Annotated in this window: 15 protein-coding genes and 1 pseudogene; 9 read left to right on the forward strand and 7 right to left on the reverse strand. The window is 71.0% G+C overall.

The window, feature by feature from the left end:
• Positions 1–5 precede the first annotated feature (5 nt).
• A complete protein-coding gene (locus ACH54P_RS37110; RefSeq protein ID WP_489907951.1) occupies positions 6–443 on the reverse strand; it encodes a VOC family protein in 438 nt (145 codons plus the stop codon).
• Positions 440–778: a PadR family transcriptional regulator gene (locus ACH54P_RS37115; protein WP_489907952.1), complete on the reverse strand. Its 339-nt coding sequence runs from the start codon at positions 776–778 to the stop codon at positions 440–442. Before ACH54P_RS37115 ends, ACH54P_RS37110 begins: the two co-directional genes overlap by 4 nt.
• 58 nt (positions 779–836) lie before the next feature.
• Here ACH54P_RS37115 and ACH54P_RS37120 point away from each other — a divergent pair, with 58 nt between their 5' ends.
• Positions 837–1,223, forward strand: coding sequence for a glyoxalase superfamily protein (locus tag ACH54P_RS37120; RefSeq protein ID WP_489907953.1), 387 nt, complete (start codon positions 837–839; stop codon positions 1,221–1,223).
• On the opposite strand, the gene rdmE is transcribed toward ACH54P_RS37120, so the two are convergent.
• Positions 1,220–2,779, reverse strand: a complete 1,560-nt coding sequence (gene rdmE, locus ACH54P_RS37125; RefSeq protein ID WP_489907954.1) for an aklavinone 12-hydroxylase RdmE — start codon at positions 2,777–2,779, stop codon at positions 1,220–1,222. The genes ACH54P_RS37120 and rdmE overlap by 4 nt on opposite strands.
• Positions 2,780–2,952: 173 nt before the next feature.
• On the opposite strand from rdmE, the gene ACH54P_RS37130 reads away from it, so the two are divergent.
• Positions 2,953–4,257 (forward strand): bifunctional o-acetylhomoserine/o-acetylserine sulfhydrylase, encoded by a 1,305-nt coding sequence (locus ACH54P_RS37130; protein ID WP_489907955.1) that lies wholly within the window; start codon positions 2,953–2,955, stop codon positions 4,255–4,257.
• A complete protein-coding gene (gene metX / locus ACH54P_RS37135) occupies positions 4,254–5,372 on the forward strand; it encodes a homoserine O-acetyltransferase MetX (RefSeq protein WP_489907956.1) in 1,119 nt (372 codons plus the stop codon). The genes ACH54P_RS37130 and metX overlap by 4 nt, the downstream gene beginning before the upstream one ends.
• On the opposite strand, the gene ACH54P_RS37140 is transcribed toward metX, so the two are convergent.
• Together ACH54P_RS37140 and ACH54P_RS37145 are read right to left on the reverse strand one after the other, a co-directional pair.
• Positions 5,323–5,580 (reverse strand): hypothetical protein, encoded by a 258-nt coding sequence (locus ACH54P_RS37140; RefSeq protein WP_489907957.1) that lies wholly within the window; start codon positions 5,578–5,580, stop codon positions 5,323–5,325. The two genes, metX and ACH54P_RS37140, sit on opposite strands and share 50 nt — an antisense overlap.
• Positions 5,571–6,473, reverse strand: coding sequence for an AurF N-oxygenase family protein (locus ACH54P_RS37145; RefSeq protein ID WP_489907958.1), 903 nt, complete (start codon positions 6,471–6,473; stop codon positions 5,571–5,573). The genes ACH54P_RS37140 and ACH54P_RS37145 overlap by 10 nt, the downstream gene beginning before the upstream one ends.
• A gap of 79 nt (positions 6,474–6,552) precedes the next feature.
• Between ACH54P_RS37145 and ACH54P_RS37150 the strand changes: the two genes are divergently transcribed.
• A complete protein-coding gene (locus ACH54P_RS37150) occupies positions 6,553–7,182 on the forward strand; it encodes a TetR/AcrR family transcriptional regulator (RefSeq protein ID WP_489907959.1) in 630 nt (209 codons plus the stop codon).
• A gap of 7 nt (positions 7,183–7,189) precedes the next feature.
• Here the strand turns inward: ACH54P_RS37150 and ACH54P_RS37155 are convergent, their stop codons facing one another.
• Positions 7,190–7,687 (reverse strand): hypothetical protein, encoded by a 498-nt coding sequence (locus ACH54P_RS37155; protein WP_465449621.1) that lies wholly within the window; start codon positions 7,685–7,687, stop codon positions 7,190–7,192.
• Between the two features lie 46 nt (positions 7,688–7,733).
• Positions 7,734–8,324, reverse strand: coding sequence for an SACE_7040 family transcriptional regulator (locus ACH54P_RS37160; RefSeq protein ID WP_489907960.1), 591 nt, complete (start codon positions 8,322–8,324; stop codon positions 7,734–7,736).
• A 194-nt stretch (positions 8,325–8,518) separates the two neighbouring features.
• Between ACH54P_RS37160 and ACH54P_RS37165 the strand changes: the two genes are divergently transcribed.
• The 5 genes and pseudogenes from ACH54P_RS37165 to ACH54P_RS37185 all read left to right on the forward strand — a co-directional run.
• Entirely contained in the window at positions 8,519–9,289 is a 771-nt protein-coding gene (locus ACH54P_RS37165; RefSeq protein ID WP_489907961.1) for an SGNH/GDSL hydrolase family protein, read from the forward strand.
• 131 nt (positions 9,290–9,420) lie between these two features.
• Positions 9,421–11,034: a carboxyl transferase domain-containing protein gene (locus ACH54P_RS37170; RefSeq protein ID WP_489907962.1), complete on the forward strand. Its 1,614-nt coding sequence runs from the start codon at positions 9,421–9,423 to the stop codon at positions 11,032–11,034.
• A 5-nt stretch (positions 11,035–11,039) separates the two neighbouring features.
• Positions 11,040–13,025 (forward strand): acetyl/propionyl/methylcrotonyl-CoA carboxylase subunit alpha, encoded by a 1,986-nt coding sequence (locus ACH54P_RS37175; RefSeq protein WP_489907963.1) that lies wholly within the window; start codon positions 11,040–11,042, stop codon positions 13,023–13,025.
• Complete coding sequence (locus ACH54P_RS37180) at positions 13,022–14,176, forward strand: acyl-CoA dehydrogenase family protein (protein WP_489907964.1); 1,155 nt, start codon at positions 13,022–13,024, stop codon at positions 14,174–14,176. Before ACH54P_RS37175 ends, ACH54P_RS37180 begins: the two co-directional genes overlap by 4 nt.
• A 110-nt stretch (positions 14,177–14,286) precedes the next feature.
• Positions 14,287–14,439 (forward strand): annotated as a pseudogene (locus ACH54P_RS37185) (IS5/IS1182 family transposase); the annotation flags it as partial.
• Positions 14,440–14,450: the final 11 nt, after the last annotated feature.

Below are 14,450 nucleotides of genomic sequence, written 5' to 3' on the forward strand. Positions count from 1 at the left end.
GGTGCTCAGACGTCGTGCGGCTTCCGCGCGTCGATGTCCTCCGGCGTGTACTGCTCGCGTTTCGTCGTCAACGCCCAGCGGTGCCCGTCCGGGTCGACAACCCGGCCGTAGCGTTCGCCGAAGAACATCTCGGTCACCGGCGCTTCGACCGTCGCGCCGGCGAAGACCGCGCGGCGGGCGAGGTCGTCCGGGTCGGTGGTCTCCAGCGTGAGCAGCATCGGAGTGCCGCCGATCGTCGACGGCGCCAGCGCGTCGAGGGCGGCGATCTCCTGGCTGACCAGCAGCCGCGCGTCGCCGACGGCCAGCTCGACGAACAGCACCGTGCCGTCCGGCAGGACCGTGCGGAACAGCTCCACCGCACCGAACGCCTTGGTGTAGAAGGAAAGCGCCCGGTCGACGTCGCGGACGAACAGGTGCGGCACCAGGCCGAGCGGCCGGCTCACGCCGACTCCGGACGAGCCAGCAGGCCCGCGTCGCCGGCCGCGGCGACCAGCCGGCTCAGCAGCGCGGCTTCACGCGAAGCGGCCGCGCGGCCGGCCGGGGTGATGCGGTAGTAGCGGCGGCGGGAGTCCTCGCCGGGGAGTTCCTCGGCCAGGCCGTCGGCGGCCAGGCGGGTGAGCGTCCGGTAGAGCGTGCCGGGCCCGAGCTGGACGGCGCCACCGGTGACTTCGGCGACGAACCCCATGATCCCGTAGCCGTGCGCGCGCCCGCCCGGCCCGGTGGCGAGGGCCAGGAGCACCTGGAACGCCGCGGGGGTCAGCGGGTTGCCGTCGCCCATGGGAGGAGCCTACACTCCGGCCTGGTTATATCCATGGTGGATATAGAGAGGCGGCGTCATGCCCATCCAAGGGGTCGGCAAGGTCGTGATCGGGGTCGAAGACCAGGCGCGGGCCAAGGAGTTCTGGTCGGGGGTGGTCGGCTTCGCGGTGACGACCGACGTGCCCTACGACGACCAGGGCCGGCGCTGGGTCGAGGTGACCGCCCCGGACGGCACGGTCCTCGTGCTCAGCGAAGCGCCCGAGGACCGCCGCTGCTTCGGCGACTCCGACCAGCTCCCGACGTCGAACTTCTTCCTGTACGCCGACGACGTGGAGAAGACGTACGAGGAGCTGTCGGCGAAGGGCGTGGAGTTCCCCGCGAAGCCGGAGAAGCAGCCGTGGGGCTGGTGGTCGATGTTCGTCGACTCCGAGGGGAACCGCTTCGCACTGCAGCAGCGCGACTAGCGAGACTCGCGCGACAGGACCGCGGTCAGGACCCGCCACAGCTCGCCTGCCGGGTCCTCGACCGGCTCCTTCGCCCGCCACGCGACGATGCCGTCCGGCCGCACGAGCGAAGCGCCGCCCGCCGAAAGGCCGTAACGCGAGGCGAAGGCCTCGTCGTCGATCACGTGGCAGTCGAGGCGGACGCCGGACTCCGCCGCGATGTCCGCCGCGGCCGGGCGCCACCGCGTGCCGTCGCCGGCGCACAGCAGCACCCAGGAGTGACCGAGCAGGTCCACAGTGGACTCCAGGCCCGGCGCCCGGAAGCCGGGCCGCCCGGTCGGCGCGTGGACGTCTTCGACGCGCTCGCCGTCGTCCGGCTCCTCCGAAAGCACCGCCGTCGAGCGGTAGCGGAACGCGAGGAGGATGGCCAGCTGGTCCTCGGCCTCGGTCAGCCCGGACACGTCGAGGTCGGGGTGCATGCGCTGCTTCATGTTGTGCAGCGAGGTGTCGATGACCATCCGCGCGATCGGCTTCCGCTCGGCTTCGTACGTGTCGAGCAGCGCTGGGCCCGCTTCGCCGCGAAGCACCGCGGCGAGCTTCCACGCGATGTCCGCGCCGTCGCCGATCGCCGTGTTGCCGCCCATCCCGCCGGTCGGCGGCGTCACCTTCGCCGCGTCACCGATCAGGAAGACCCGGCCGGCCCGGAACCGGTCGGCGAGCCGCGCCGCGATCTCCCACGAACCGGTCCAGACGATCTTCGGGGCCAGCTCCGGCAGGTCGGTGGCGGTGCGGATCATCGCCACCAGCCGGTCGTGGGGGAAGTCGGCCGGGCTCTCGCCCCGCTCCGGGTGGTAGTCCGGCGCGAAGACGTACCGGTTCGGCACGTCGGTGTTCACCAGCCCGGCGGTGAACTCCGGGTGCTGCAGGTAGAACAGGTCGGACACGCCGGCCTGGACGCGGTCGCCGAGGTCGGCGTCGAAGACGACGCCGAGGCAGTGGCTCAGCGCGTCCATCCCGGTGGTCCCGATGCCCAGCCGCTGCCGGATCCCGCTGCGGCCGCCGTCGGCCGCGACGACGTAGGCGGCCCGGACGACCGTCTCCTCGCCGGTGTCGAGGTGCCGCAGGGTGGCGGTGACGCACTCGTCGTCCTGCGCGAGGTCGACGAGTTCGGTCCGGAACCGGACCCGCGCGCCTGCCTTCTCCGCGTGCGCCAGCAGGATCGGCTCGACGACGTCCTGGCCGGCCATGCCGGCGGGCATCGTCGTCGAGGCCGAGACGTCGAACTCGCTGCCGTCCTCCACCAGCCGGTGCAGCACCCGGCCGGCCAGGCTGGTCGCCACGGTGATCCGCAGCCCCTGTGACGCTCTCGGGCTCACCTCCAGCACTTCGCGGTCGATGCCCGCCCAGTGGAACAGCTCCATCGTGCGCCAGTTCTGCCCGGCGGCCCGCGAGTGGACCGACGTTCCGGCGTGCCGTTCGACGGTCAGCACGTCCACTCCGCTCTGCGCCAGGAACAGTGAGGCGGAAAGCCCGCCCAGACCCGCCCCGACGACCAGCACCTGCACCTGCTCAACCACGTCTACCTCCATACCCGTGAATCTCCCTTGGCAGATATCTTAGACACAGAGACATTTAGCTGGCAAGAAGAGTCGGCTCTCAGGAGGTGGGAACGGTTGGGTGCTCCGTTCGGCCGAAGTAGCTTCGAACCCAGCAGCCCCACGAACCCCCTTGAGCCGCAAGGAGAAACCGGATGAGCGCGGACGACACCTCGGCGTGGTCCTTCGAGACCAAGCAGATCCACGCGGGCGCCGCGCCGGACCCGGCCACGGGCGCGCGGGCCACCCCGATCTACCAGACGACTTCGTACGTTTTCCGCGACAGCCAGCACGGCGCCGACCTGTTCAGCCTCGCCGAGCCGGGCAACATCTACACGCGGATCATGAACCCGACCCAGGACGTCCTGGAGCAGCGGCTCGCGGCGCTGGAAGGCGGGGTCGCGGCGCTCGCGTTCGCCTCCGGCTCGGCCGCGACCACGGCGGCGATCCTGAACCTCGCGGGTGCCGGCGACCACTTCGTCTCGAGCCCGTCGCTCTACGGCGGCACCTACAACCTCTTCCACTACACGCTGCCGAAGCTCGGCATCGAGGTCACGTTCGTCGACAACCAGGACGACCTGGAGCAGTGGCGCGCCGCCGTCCGGCCGAACACGAAGCTGTTCTTCGCCGAGACGCTGGCCAACCCGGGCAGCAACGTCCTCGACATCCGCGGCGTCGCCGACGTCGCGCACGAGGCGGGCGTCCCGCTCGTCGTCGACAACACCGTGCCGACGCCGTACCTGCTGCGCCCGATCGAGCACGGCGCCGACGTCGTCGTGCACTCCGCGACGAAGTACCTCGGCGGCCACGGCACCACGGTGGCCGGCGTGCTGGTCGACGGCGGCACGTTCGACTTCGGCAACGGCCGGTTCCCCGGCTTCACCGAGCCGGACCCGAGCTACCACGGCCTGAAGTACTGGGAGGCGCTCGGGCCCGGCGCGTACGCGGCGAAGGCGCGCGTGCAGATCCTGCGCGACACCGGTGCGGCGATCTCGCCGTTGAACAGCTTCCTGATCCTGCAGGGCATCGAGACGCTCTCGCTGCGCCTCGAGCGGCACGTGGCGAACGCGCAGGCGCTGGCCGAGTGGCTCGAACAGCGCGACGAGGTCGAGAAGGTCTACTACGCCGGCCTGCCGTCGAGCCCGTTCTACAACGCCGCGCAGAAGTACCTGCCGCGCGGCGCGGGCGCGGTCCTGTCGTTCGACCTGCGCGGTGGGGTCGAGGCGGGCCGCAAGTTCGTCGACGGCACCGAGCTGCACAGCCAGCTGGTGAACATCGGCGACGTCCGCAGCCTGATCGTGCACCCGGCGTCGACCACGCACAGCCAGCTCAACCCGGAGGAACAGCTGTCCAGCGGCGTGACGCCGGGCCTGGTCCGGCTCGCCGTCGGGCTGGAAGGGATCGAGGACCTCAAGGCCGACCTGGAGGCCGGATTCCGGGCGGCCAAGGCGGAACTGTGACGGCTGGGCCCGTCACCGGCGCCTGGCGGATCGGCGATCCGCCGGGCCGCCGGAAGTTCGTCACCGGCCCCGGCGCGCTCGCGCTGGAGGCCGGTGGCGTGCTGCCGGGGTTCACCCTGGCGTACGAGACGTGGGGGACGCTGAACTCCGACGCGTCCAACGCCGTCCTCGTCGAGCACGCGCTGACCGGGGACAGCCACGCGGTCGGGCCCGCTGAGCGGGGCCATCCCAGCGCGGGCTGGTGGGACGGGCTGATCGGGCCCGGGAAGGCCCTGGACACGAGCGAGTTCTTCGTCGTGGTCCCGAACGTGCTGGGCGGGTGCCAGGGGTCGACCGGGCCGTCGTCGCCCGATCCGGACGGGACGCCGTGGGGCAGCCGGTTCCCGGTGGTGACGGTGCGGGACCAGGTCGCCGCCGAGGCGGCGCTGGCGGATTCCCTCGGGATCACGCAGTGGGCGGCCGTCGTCGGCGGGTCCATGGGCGGGATGCGTGCCCTGGAATGGGCGGTGTCACAGCCTTCGCGGGTGGCGTCGGTGCTGGTCCTGGCGTCGACGGCGCGGGCGTCGGCCGAACAGATCGCCTGGGCGGCCCCGCAGCTGCACGCGATCCGCTCGGACCCGGCCTTCCACGGCGGCGACTACTATTCGGCGCCGTCGGGGCCGGGTAGTGGTCTCGGGATCGCGCGGCGGATCGCGCACGTCACCTACCGCAGCGAGCCGGAGCTGGCCCAGCGGTTCGGCCGGGCGTACCAGGGCGACGAGGACCCGCTGCGCCGTGGCCGGTTCGCCGTCGAGTCCTATTTGGACCACCACGCGGACAAGCTGGCCCGCCGGTTCGACGCGAACAGCTACGTGGTGCTGACGGAGTCGATGAACACCCACGACATCGGCCGCGACCGCGGCGGCGTGGCGGCGGCCCTGAGCCGGGTGACGGCCCGCGCGGTGATCGGCGGCGTCGACAGCGACCGGCTCTACCCGCTGTACCAGTCCGCGGAGATCGCGGCGGGGATCCCGGGGGCACCCGAGCCGTCGGTGGTGACGTCCCCGTACGGCCACGACTCGTTCCTCATCGAGACCGCCCAGATCGCGGCTTTGGTGAAGGCGCTGCTGGGTTAGCGACCCGCTCCCCGAGGCGGAGCAAGGTGTCCGCCATCCGGCGTGAGGTCTCGGCCGCGTAGTCGCCGAGGCGTTCGGCCGCCCGGTCGGAGAGCTTCGCCACCCGCCAGGCGACGTCGTCCGCGCGGTCGCCCGCCTCGTCGCCGACGCTGGCGATGCGGTCGGCGAGCCTGCCGGTTCCCGCGGCCAGCAGATCCTTCAGCGCCATGACTTCCCTTCCGTCCCCAGCATCCCGGCGCGGCGCCACAGCACCGCGCTCGGGCCGCCGATCAGGTCGTTCTCCCGCAGGAACCGGACGAGCTTCCGGGCCCCGAACGTCAGCGTCGCCCGCCGGTGGGCACTGCCCCGCGCCGCCCGCACCGCGGTGGCCGGGTCGATGCCCGCGCGCAGGTACTGGCGGGGCCGGGACAGCAGCCGCGACATCAGCAGTGCGCCGACGGCGACGACGACCCGGGCGAATTCCTTGCGCCACCAGGGCGCGTCGGCCAGCGAGCGGACCAGGTCCTCCCGCGCGTACCGGACGTGCCGGGCCTCCTCCGTGATGTGGATCCGCATCACCGCGCGGACCACCGGCTGCACCGACTCGTCGTCGAGGTGTTCGCGCTGCAGCGCGTCGAAGATCTCCTCGCCGATCAGCGTCGCCACCCACATCGCGGGGCCGTGCAGGATCACCGGCAGGGCCTGCGCGGAAAGCTGCAGCCAGCGGTGGTTGCGGTACGGCCGCCCGCCGACGCGCTCGATCAGCCGCGCGAACATCGTGGAGTGCCGGCACTCGTCGGCGACCTCGGTGAGCGCGTAGTGCACGTGGCGGGTCGTCGGGTCCTGCCGGTAGGACGCGCGCAGCAGCATCTGCATGAGGATCAGCTCGAACCAGATCCCGACGCTGACCGTGTTCACCAGCTCCTGCCGCGACAGCTCGATGCGCTGCTCGCGCGTCAGCGTGTCCCACAACGGCGTGCCGTACAGCGAGACGAGCCGTTCGGGGATGAAGAACTGGTCCTCGTTCAGGGGCGCGGCCCAGTGGACGTCGACGTCCGGGTCGTAGGAGAGCCGGGCGCTCGAGCGGAGCAGCCGTTCGGCGGTGGCTTCGCGATCACCCATCCGTGCCTCCCTGTGTTGTGAAACACTAGAACGCATGAAACATTTTCCGTCAAGTTGTAAACCCGCCTAGGGTTGACCCATGCGCGATCTCCTGAAGCACGCGCTCGAAGCCGAACTGCCCGGTGACGAGACCGCGGAACGGATCATGGGCGCGGCGCTCACCCAGGCGGAGGACTTCGGGCTGCGCCGGTTCACCGTCGACGACGTCGCGCGCCGCGTCGGCCTCTCGCGGGTGACGATCTACCGGTACTTCCCGAAGAAGGACCAGCTGCTCAGCGCGCTGATCCTGCGGGAGATGAAGCGGTTCCTGACGAAGGTCGACGCCGTCGTCGAGGCGCAGGCGACGCCGGAGGAGAAGCTCATCGAGGGGTTGAGCTTTTCCCTCGGGTACCTGCGCGGGCACCGGCTGCTCAACCGGCTGCTGCGCACCGAGCCGGAGCTGATCCTGCCGCACCTGACCGTGCAGGCCGGCGGCCTGTTCGCGGCGGCGCGCGCCCGGATCGCGGCGCACTTCCACGCGGAGATCGCGGCCGGGCGGCTCAGGCTGCCGGAAGAGGACGTCGACGGCATGGCCGAGCTGCTGATCCGCATCGTGGTTTCGCTGGTCCTGACCCCCGAGACGGTCCTCCCGGTCGACGACGACGTCCAGCGCCGCCGCCTGGCCGAGCTCTACCTGGCCCCGATCGTCCGCTCGCTGCGCCCCGCCTGAGGCCGGGTCAGTCCGAGACGGCTTCGGAGATCCAGGGCGCCACCGGCAGGTCCCGGTCCAGGCACTCCACCGACAGCCGGATCGTCCAGCGCAGCGCCTGCAGCACGAGGCTGTCGACCTCGTCCGGCGCCGCGTTGGCCAGCGCGATCTCCACCTGCTCCTGCGCCGCCTCCGTGTTGCCGTGCACCTCCGCCAGCAGCGTCCGCACCGCGGTCCGCACCGGCGGGTCGGCCTGGTCGATCGAGACCTCTTCGCCGTCCTCGTCGAAGACCTGGACCTTCACCGGCGCGCTGCCGCCGTCGCCGAGGGTGGAGACCATCGCGCTGCACTCGCCGAACAGCAGCAGCATCAGCGCCTTCGTCTCGTCCGCGCGGGCCTGCGGTTCGGCGGCCGTCGGGGCGACCTCGACGAGGGCTTCGGCGTCGTCACCGACGCTCAGCGCGGTCAACGCGCGCTGGGCCTTCTCGACGAGCCGCTCGTTCCAGTCCGGATCCACGTGCCCCATCAAACACCAGCGACGCCGCTCGTGGGGATACCTTGATCCGGGTCGGTCATCCGGCCGCGCGGAGGGCACCCAGCGCGAGGCGGCACAGCAGTTCGGCGAGTTCGCCGTCACCGAGATGGCGGTTGTACGGGGTCGAGTTGATCAATCCGAACACGGCGTGTGCCGCCGACCGCGCCTGCCGTTCTCCCAGCTCCGGCACCGCTTCGCGGATGGCGCGGACCCACACCTCGACGTACTGGCGCTGCAGCGCGCGCACCTGCTTGCGGTCGGTGTCGGTCAGGTTCGCCAGGTTGCGCTCTTGGACGGTGATCAACGCCGGGTGCGCGAGCGCGAAGTCGACGTGGAACCGGACGAGCCCGGTCAGCGTGTCGTCCGGTTCACCCGGCCGGCTCGCCCGCGCGGTGCCGCCGTCGAGCAGGTAGCGGCTGATCGAGTTCAGCATTTCGCCGAGGATGGCGTCCTTGCTGCGGAAGTGCCGGTAGAGCGCGGGGCCGGAGATGCCGACCGCGGCGCCGATGTCGTCGATGCCGACGCCGTGGAAGCCGTGGTGCGCGAACAGCTCGGCGGCCGCGGCCATGATCTGTTCGCGTCTGTTCGCCTTCGCGCCGTTCACGAGTGGCGTGGGGTTGGCCGGCATCTGGCCATATTAGAGCGGCAAGTTAGCGAGCGCTAACACGGTTTCCTCCTTCCGACGTGGGCCGAGTGGGTTACCTACGGGTAACAGGGGTTCCTTGTGGGCGCTCCACCTGCTGTCCTATTTGGGTCGGCCCTGTCACAAAGGAGTGACCCATGGCTGTTCCCACCCGTAAGTTCCGGCGATCCCTTCTACGGTTGAGTACGGCCCTGGGGGCCGTTGTCCTTGCCACTCTCGGCGTCACGGGCCTCGCCCAGGCCGCCGGGACCGTCTACGCCGCGGTCGGCGACTCCTACTCCTCGGGGGTCGGAGCCGGCAGCTACGGCAGTTCCGGGAGCTGCTACCGCAGCTCGAAGGCCTATCCCCAGCTGTGGGCCAACGCCCACAGCGGCACGTCGTTCACCTTCCTGGCCTGCTCCGGCGCCCGCACGGGCGACGTGATCAACCAGGCGAACTCGATCCCTTCGTCGGCCACGCTCGTCACGGTGACCGTCGGCGGGAACGACGCCGGGTTCGCGGACGTGATCCAGACCTGCACCCTGGGCAGTGATTCCGACTGCGTCAACCGGGTCAACACGGCGAAGACGTACGTCAACAACACGCTGCCGCCGCTGCTGACCAACACCTACAACGCGATCAAGGCCAAGGCGCCGGCCGCCCGGCTCGTCGTCCTGTCCTACCCGCGCTTCTACACCGTGCCCGGCTCGTGCTGGGTGGGACTGAGCGACACCAAGCGCACGGCGATCAACTCGGGCGCCGACGCGCTGGCGTCGGTCATCCAGCAGCGCGCCGCGTCGGCCGGGGCGACGTTCGTCGACGTCCGGCCGTCGTTCGCCGGCCACAACATCTGCTCGTCGGCCGACGACTACTTGCACAGCCTGACCTGGCCGGTGATCGAGTCGTATCACCCGACCGTGGCCGGGCAGTCGGGCGGCTACTACACGCCGTTGCGGGCGGCGATCGGCTGAACCGAAGTTCGTGAAGGCCACCTCGGCGAACGCTCGAGGTGGCCTTCACGGCAGTCCGGCGACTGGACACCCACGTTAGCGGTCGCTAACATCGGGACGGAGGTTAACGACTGCTAACTTCGAGGGAGCCCATGGACACGCCGGCACTGGGGACCACCGCTGCCCCGGACAGCGAGGCCTACGCCCGCAACGCCACATCCCACGCGGAGCTGGTCGAGGACCTCCGCAAACGCTTGGCCGCGGCCCGGCTCGGCGGGCCGGAGAAGGCGCGCACCCGGCACGTCGAACGCGGCAAGCTGCTCCCGCGGGACCGCGTCGACACGCTGCTGGACCCGGGTTCGCCGTTCCTCGAACTCTCGCCGCTGGCCGCGAACGGACTGTACGACGACGAAGCGCCGTCCGCGGGCATCATCACCGGCGTCGGGCGCGTCTCCGGCCGGGAGTGCGTGGTCGTCGCCAACGACGCCACCGTCAAGGGCGGCACGTACTACCCGATGACGGTGAAGAAGCACCTGCGCGCCCAGGAGGTCGCGCTGCACAACAACCTGCCGTGCGTCTACCTGGTGGACTCCGGCGGCGCGTTCCTGCCCAGGCAGGACGAGGTCTTCCCGGATCGTGAACACTTCGGCCGGATCTTCTACAACCAGGCGACGATGTCCGCGCGCGGCATCCCGCAGATCGCCGCGGTCCTCGGCTCCTGCACCGCCGGCGGCGCGTACGTCCCCGCGATGAGCGACGAGGCCGTGATCGTCCGGAACCAGGGCACGATCTTCCTCGGCGGCCCGCCGCTGGTGAAGGCGGCGACCGGCGAGGTCGTCACGGCGGAGGAGCTCGGCGGCGGCGACGTCCACTCGCGCCAGTCCGGCGTCACCGACCACCTGGCCGACGACGACGCGCACGCGCTGCGGATCGTCCGCCAGATCGTCTCGACGCTCGGCCCGCGCACGCCGCGCCCCTGGGACGTCCTGCCGACCGAGGCGCCCGCCGTCGACCCGGCCGAGCTGTACGGCGTCGTGCCGACCGACCCGCGCACGCCCTACGACGTGCGCGAGGTGATCGCGCGGATCGTCGACGGCAGCCGGTTCGGCGAGTTCAAGAAGGAGTACGGCTCGACGCTGGTCACCGGGTTCGCCCGGATCCACGGCCACCCGGTCGGCATCGTCGCGAACAACGGCGTCCTGTTCGCCGAGTCGGCGATGAAGGGCGCGCACTTCATCGAGCTGTGCGACAAGCGCTCGATCCCGCTGCTGTTCCTGCAGAACATCACCGGGTTCATGGTCGGGCGCGCGTACGAGGCGGGCGGCATCGCCAAGCACGGCGCGAAGATGGTCACCGCGGTGGCCTGCGCGCGGGTACCGAAGCTGACCGTCGTGATCGGCGGTTCGTTCGGGGCCGGCAACTACTCGATGTGCGGCCGGGCGTACTCGCCGCGGTTCCTGTGGATGTGGCCGAACGCGCGGATCTCGGTGATGGGCGGCGAGCAGGCGGCGTCGGTGCTGTCGACGGTCCGCCGCGACTCGATCGAGGCGCGCGGCGGCGAATGGTCCACAGAGGACGAAGAAGCGTTCAAGGACCCGATCCGCGAGCAGTACGAGGCGCAGGGCAGCCCGTACTACTCGACCGCGCGGCTGTGGGACGACGGCGTGATCGACCCGGCGGACACCCGCACGGTGCTCGCCCTCGCGCTCTCGACCGCGGCGAACGCACCCTTGGCCGATGTCAACTACGGCGTCTTCCGGATGTGAGGCAGATGTTCGACTCAGTGCTGGTCGCCAACCGCGGCGAGATCGCCGTCCGGGTCATCCGCACGCTGCGGGACCTCGGCATCCGCTCGATCGCGGTGTACAGCGACGCGGACGCCGACGCCCGGCACGTCCGGGAGGCGCACACCGCGGTGCGCATCGGCCCGGCGGAGGCCTCGAAGAGCTACCTGTCGATTCCGGCCATCGTGGACGCCGCCGTGTCTTCGGACGCGCAGGCCGTGCACCCGGGTTACGGCTTCCTGGCGGAGAACGCCGAGTTCGCGCGGGCCTGCGAGGCCGCGGGGCTGGTGTTCATCGGCCCGCCGGTCGCGGCGATCGACGCCATGGGCGACAAGATCCGGGCCAAGGCGACGGTGTCGAAGGCCGGGGTCCCGGTCGTGCCCGGCGCGTCCGATGTGGACATTCCGGAGGGCGGCTTCGCGGAAGCCGCGGCGAAGGTGGGGTACCCGCTGCTGCTGAAGCCGTCCGCCGGTGGTGGCGGCAAGGGCATGCGGTTGGTGCACGCGCCCGGGGAGCTGGACGCCGCGATCGAGTCGGCGCGGCGCGAGGCCAAGGGTTCGTTCGGTGACGACACGCTCCTGATGGAGCGGTTCGTCACGACACCGCGGCACATCGAGATCCAGGTGCTGGCCGACACCCACGGCCACGTCATCCACCTCGGCGAGCGCGAGTGCAGCCTGCAGCGGCGGCACCAGAAGATCATCGAGGAAGCGCCGTCGGTGCTGCTGGACGCCACGACGCGCGAAAAGATGGGTTCGGCGGCGGTCGAAGCCGCGCGCTCGGTCGGGTACGTCGGCGCGGGCACCGTCGAGTTCATCATGTCGGCGAAGAACCCCGACGAGTTCTTCTTCATGGAGATGAACACCCGCCTGCAGGTCGAGCACCCGGTCACCGAGCTCGTCACCGGCCTCGACCTGGTCGAGTGGCAGGTCCGCGTCGCGGCCGGCGAACGCCTTTCCCTTGCCCAGGAAGATGTGGTCTTGAACGGCCACGCTGTCGAAGCGCGGGTCTACGCCGAGGACCCGGCGCGCGGCTTCATCCCGACCGGCGGCACGGTGCTGGCGGTGCACGAGCCGTCCGGCGACGGCGTCCGCGTCGACTCGTGGATGACGCCCGGCGCGGTGGTCGGCTCGAACTACGACCCGATGCTGGCCAAGGTCATCGCCTGGGGCCCGGACCGCGCGGCGGCGCTGCACCGGCTCGACCTGGCGCTGGCCGACACGGCGTTGCTCGGCGTCGGCACGAACCTCGCGTTCCTGCGCGGGCTGCTGGCGGATCCCGACGTGCGCGCCGGTCGCCTCGACACCGAGCTGGTCGACCGCCGCCTGTCCACTTTGGTCTCCGCCGACGTGCCTCCGGAGTTCTTCGTCGCGGCCGCGCTGGACCGGCTGCTGGAGCTGCAGCCGTCCGGGCCGGTCGTGGATCCGTGGGACGTGCCGGACGGCTGGCGGATGGGCGGCTCCGGCGGCGTGACGTTCCGGCTGAAGTCGGGCACCGCTCGCGCGGTGGTCCGGGTCCAGGGCACCCCCTCGGACGCGACGGTGTTCGTCGACGACGCGGCGCCGGTGCGGGTCTCGGCCCGCCGCGACGGCGACGTGCTGGAGGTCCGGCACGCCGGCGGTTTCCACCGCTACCGCCAGGCCTGCGGTCCCGATCGGACGGTCTGGCTCGCGCGTGACGGGCTCGGCTTTCCCTTCGGGGAGCAGGAGTTCGTGCTCGCGTCGCGCGGCGAGGCCGCCGGGGCCGGGCCGGTCACCAGCCCGATGCCGGGCACGGTGCTCGTCGTGAAGGTCGCCGCGGGGGACGTGGTGAAGGCCGGGACGCCGTTGCTCGTCGTCGAAGCGATGAAGATGGAACACACGGTCACCGCGCCGATCGACGGCGTCGTCAGCGAACTCCCCGTCCGGGCCGGCCAGCAGGTCGCGCTGGACGAAACCCTTGCCGTAGTGAAGCCCCAAGAGGAGCAGCAGTGATCGACTTCCGCCTGGACGAGGAGTACGAGTCCCTCCGCAAGACCGTCGAGGACTTCGCGCACGCCGAGGTCGCGCCCGTGATCGGCGAGCTGTACGAGAAGGAGGAGTTCCCGTACGAGATCGTCGCGAAGATGGGCGAGATGGGCCTGTTCGGCCTGCCGTTCCCCGAGGAGTTCGGCGGCATGGGCGGCGACTACTTCGCGCTGTGCCTGGCGCTGGAGGAGCTGGCGCGGGTCGACTCGTCGGTCGCGATCACCCTGGAAGCCGGCGTTTCGCTGGGCGCGATGCCGATCTTCCGCTTCGGGACGCGGGCGCAGAAGGAGCAGTGGCTGCCGTCGCTGTGCGCGGGGACCGCGCTCGGCGGGTTCGGCCTGACCGAACCGGGCGGCGGCTCCGACGCGGGCGCGACGCGCACGCGGGCGCGCCAGGACGGCGACGACTGGGTCATCAACGGCAGCAAGGCGTTCATCACGAACTCGGGCACGGACATCACCAGGTTCGTCACGGCCACCGCGGTCACCGACGTGATGGAGAACGGCCGCAAGGAGATCTCGGCGATCCTGGTCCCGTCCGGCACGCCGGGCTTCGAGGTCGCGCCGAAGTACTCCAAGGTCGGCTGGAACTGCTCGGACACGCACGAGCTGTCCTTTTCGGACGTCCGGGTGCCGGTGGACAACCTGATCGGCGTCCGTGGCCGGGGCTACGCGCAGTTCCTGTCCATTCTGGACGAAGGCCGGGTCGCGATCGCGGCGCTTTCGGTGGGCCTGGCGCAGGGCTGCGTCGACGAGTGCCTCCGGTACGTCAAGGACCGCGTCGCGTTCGGCAAGCGGATCGGGGAGTACCAGGCGATCCAGTTCAAGATCGCCGACATGGAGGTCCGCACGCACACCGCGCGCCTGGCGTACTACCAGGCGGCGTCGAAGATGCTGCGCGGCGAGCCGTTCAAGAAGGAGGCGTCGATCGCGAAGCTGGTGGCCTCGAACGCGGCGATGGACAACGCGCGCGACGCCACCCAGATCTTCGGCGGCTACGGCTTCATGAACGAGTACCCGGTGAGCCGCTTCTACCGCGACGCGAAGATCCTGGAGATCGGCGAGGGGACGAGCGAGGTGCAGAAGATGCTGATCTCGCGGCACCTCGGCGTCGCCTGACGTGCCGCGAGGTGCCCTCGGGCCGGGGCCCGTCACCAAAGTAGGTGACGGTGCCCTGCTTTGATCTCGGGTTGTGGTGCGCAGGCATGAGCTGACCCGACATCCCGGCGACCATCCCGGAACGCCGGGACCAGCGAGCCAACCGGCGGCGCCGCGGCCGGGCCGGTGGACGCCCACCGGCTTTCGACCGCATCGCCTACCGGCGCCGCAACACCGTCGAACGCTGCTTCGACCGGCTCAAACAGTTCCGCGCCATCGCGACCGCTGCTCAGCT

The organism is Amycolatopsis sp. N2S4-7 (genome assembly GCF_058119595.1).